The organism is Aerococcus sp. L_32, from assembly GCF_050689315.1.
In genome coordinates, this window is record NZ_JBOEQF010000225.1 from 1 (window position 1) to 3,437 (window position 3,437).

A 3,437-nucleotide genomic window follows, 5' to 3' on the forward strand; every position below is an offset into this window, starting at 1 on the left:
CAAACTAGCCATTTTGTTGGCAATATCACTAGTCGAATCTTCCGGTACGAAGGGAAAATTGGCATCCACTGCCCCTTCTTTGAACCGATACTGCTGGGCATAGGCAATTAAAGCCACCCGAAAATCCCTGAAACCTTCAAAACCTAACTTTTGGGTGAAACGGACAATCGCTGAATGCGAGGTATAAGTTTTGGTCGCCAAGTCCCTTAAATTAAACTGGCTGGTCGCTAAAGGATTGCTCAAAATATAAGCCGCTATCCGTTTTTCATTGGGGGTAAATTCTTGATCATTTTTAAGTGCTTGCACTAAATTCATTTTCTCACCTTTTCCTGAAAGGGTTTCCTACTCTTAGCATTGTACGCTATCTGCCTGAAAATTGGTATGGAAGATGTCTTTTTGGTCAAAATGTTCAAAAGACCCCATTAAGTTGACCCCTTCTTGGCAGTTACTACCAGAATAACCAAATCGCTATCATTTTCCCATCAATACCGCTATATTTAAGATAAATACATTTATGGAGGTTATGTTCATGTTAAATATTGCTTATATCGGAAACGGTAAATCCACCAACCGCTACCACCTACCCTTTTCTAGCCGCCTACCGGAAATTGCCAACATTCGAACGATTTACTCACGGTCTGGGAAAAGTGCTTGGCCGGCCCTTGAAGGCGTCCATTACACGAGTAACCTAAATGATATCTACAAAGATGAAGCTATCAACCTGGTTGTTATTACAACACCCAACGCCAGCCACTATGATTTAGCCAAACAAACCCTTGAAGCCGGTAAGAATGTTCTGGTGGAAAAACCATTTGCAGAAACCCGCGACCAAGCCCAAGAATTATTCGACTTAGCCAAAGAAAAAGGACTTTTCATCCAGTGCTACCAAAACCGCCGCTACGATTCTGACTTCTTAACAACACAAAAAGTCATCGAATCAGGTGTTCTTGGCGACTTGATCGATGTAGAAATCCACTACGACCGCTATAATCCTGAATTTTCAGAAAATTCAACTTACACTTTAATCGATTCCTATACTTACGGCCTGGGTTCTCATTCCCTTGACCAAGCCATTTCTTACTTTGGTATGCCTGACGACGTCCACTTCGACACCCGTCAAATTCTTGGTGCCGGTAAATTGAATGATTACTTCGACTTTGATTTAAACTACGGCAATTTAAAAGTGGCTGTTGCAGGATCATTAATGCGGTTTGAAGCCAGACCATCTTTTGCCATTTACGGGAAAAGAGGTGTCTTCATCAAGCAAACAAAAGACCGTCAAGAAGACCACTTAAAATTAAACTATACCCCTGACCAACCTGGTTTTGGACAAGACTTGCCTGAACACTACGGGACTCTAACCTACCTTGACGACAATGGTGTCTACCACAAGGAAGCGGTTGTTTCTGAACTTGGGGACTATCGTCAAGTTTACCGCGATATTTATGAAACGATTGTTAACGGCAAAGAGAAAGTCGTTAAAGACGAGGAAACATTGTTAGTGATGCAAATTATAGAAGACGGACAAGTCGACTTACATTAATTTTAACCCACTAAAGAAAGGAAATGATTATGAAATTAGGAATATTAGGTGCTGGTAAGATTGTCGTGGATTTCCTATCAATGGTCCACGATATCCCAGCTATAGAATTGGTTGCCCTTTTGTCATCTGAAAGATCATTGGTTAAAAACCAAGCAATAGCGGACGAACACGGGATCAATCAGGTGTTTACGGATGTGGCAGACATACTAGCCAGCGATATCGATACCATCTACGTGGCCTTGCCCAACCATCTGCATTATGAATTTGCAAAAAAGGCACTATTGGCCAATAAAAACGTGATTTGTGAGAAGCCATTCACCTTAAACTTGGCGGAGCTTGAGGAATTGGAAACCATCGCTTTGGAAAAAGATTTGGTATTAGTAGAAGCGATTACCAACCAACACTTCCAAAACTTCAAAGCACTGAAAGCAGACTTGGCTAAACTGGGGACCGTCAAAATTGTTGAAGCCAACTACTCACAATACTCAAGCCGGTATGATGCTTTTATGGACGGTGAAATTTTACCAGCCTTTGATCCCAAAAAAGCTGGTGGTGTCTTAATGGACATCAATATTTATAACGTCCATTTACTCGTCGGCTTATTTGGCGCACCAAAATCAGCAACGTATTATGCCAATGTAGATCGGGGAATCGATACATCTGGCATGTTGATCATGGATTTTGAAGATTTTAAAGCGGTCTGCATCGGGTCAAAAGATACCGACGCCCCAATTAAATCAACCATTCAAGGACGAAACGGTGCCTTAATTATCGATGGCCCAACCAATTCATTGGCTTCTTATGATTTGGCCTTGCGCGGAGAGTCTTCACAGACAACCGACAAACGAATTCACAGCCACCGCATGTATGAAGAATTTGTTGAATTTGAAGATATCATCCGTACTCACGATATGGACCGGGTTAAAGCAAACTTAGCCCACTCTAAGGCGGTTATGGCAGTCATTGACCAAGCACTTGCTTCAGCAGATCTACAACTAGGATAATAACCACTAAAGTATACGACAAAAGCCTATGGCATCCACGATTGGGACCATAGGCTTTTCCTTTGTAAATTATTTTGATGCGTTTAAAGTTTCTAGTCCTAAGACCACATCATCGGTAATAATATTGGTTACTTTAGCAGTAATTAGTTTTTCCATATCTTCAGATCGGTTTACTGTATAGGTGTTAATCCCAATATTGTTGGCTACAAGATTGTCAAAATCTTCTGACTCTAAAGTCATGAAGAATGGATGGTAAAATTCATGCCCGTGACTAGCCGTATAATCACCCGGGTTCAAGATGCCACTCATCGTTAAAAGACCCGTTTTTAAGGCCGGATTTACCTTTTTGGCCTCATTCATGGTGTGGTGTTGGAAGGAAGATAAGACTACTCGATCAATTAGGTCATATTGTTGGATCAGGTCATTCACCTTTTCAACTAGACCATCATAACGGAAAATATTGGTTTTTAATTCAATATTGACCATGATGTCCAAGGGTTGGAACCACTTGAAAAATTCTTCGAGTGTTGAAATTTGAATGCCTTCATTTTCTTCAACTTGTCCTTGGAATTTGCCATAAAAGTAGAAGGTTTTTAATTCCGCTAAGGTCATGTCCTTGATAAAGCCCGTGCCATTTGACGTCCGGTCAATGGTTTCATCGTGACAAATCACGACCTGACCATCACTCGTTAATTGTACATCAAGCTCAATACCCGTAATATTAAACTTAGCTGCTTCTTTAAAACCCAGCATGGTATTTTCAGGGAATAACTTTGAAAAGCCTCGGTGGGCAATAATGCCAGTCATAGGTTCACTCCTTATTCTTCGTGGTGACGACGGTTTAAGATTGAATTACCTGTTGTTTTATCAAATAAGTATGCTTTATTTAT

The 3,437-nt window shown here is 40.8% G+C and carries 4 protein-coding genes; 2 read left to right on the forward strand and 2 right to left on the reverse strand.

Features of this window, described 5'->3' with window-relative positions:
* Window positions 1–315: MurR/RpiR family transcriptional regulator (locus ACRCJ0_RS10830; RefSeq protein ID WP_431390443.1), on the reverse strand; the 315-nt coding region annotated here is incomplete at its 3' end.
* Between the two features lie 214 nt (window positions 316–529).
* On the opposite strand from ACRCJ0_RS10830, the gene ACRCJ0_RS10835 reads away from it, so the two are divergent.
* Both ACRCJ0_RS10835 and ACRCJ0_RS10840 read left to right on the forward strand, forming a co-directional pair.
* Complete coding sequence (locus ACRCJ0_RS10835; RefSeq protein WP_431390444.1) at window positions 530–1,543, forward strand: Gfo/Idh/MocA family oxidoreductase; 1,014 nt, start codon at window positions 530–532, stop codon at window positions 1,541–1,543.
* A gap of 29 nt (window positions 1,544–1,572) precedes the next feature.
* Window positions 1,573–2,547 carry a Gfo/Idh/MocA family protein gene (locus ACRCJ0_RS10840; protein ID WP_431390445.1) on the forward strand — a complete coding sequence of 325 codons (975 nt, stop codon included), beginning with the start codon at window positions 1,573–1,575 and terminating at the stop codon, window positions 2,545–2,547.
* A gap of 69 nt (window positions 2,548–2,616) precedes the next feature.
* Here the strand turns inward: ACRCJ0_RS10840 and ACRCJ0_RS10845 are convergent, their stop codons facing one another.
* A complete protein-coding gene (locus ACRCJ0_RS10845; RefSeq protein WP_431390446.1) occupies window positions 2,617–3,354 on the reverse strand; it encodes a glycerophosphodiester phosphodiesterase in 738 nt (245 codons plus the stop codon).
* Window positions 3,355–3,437: the final 83 nt, after the last annotated feature.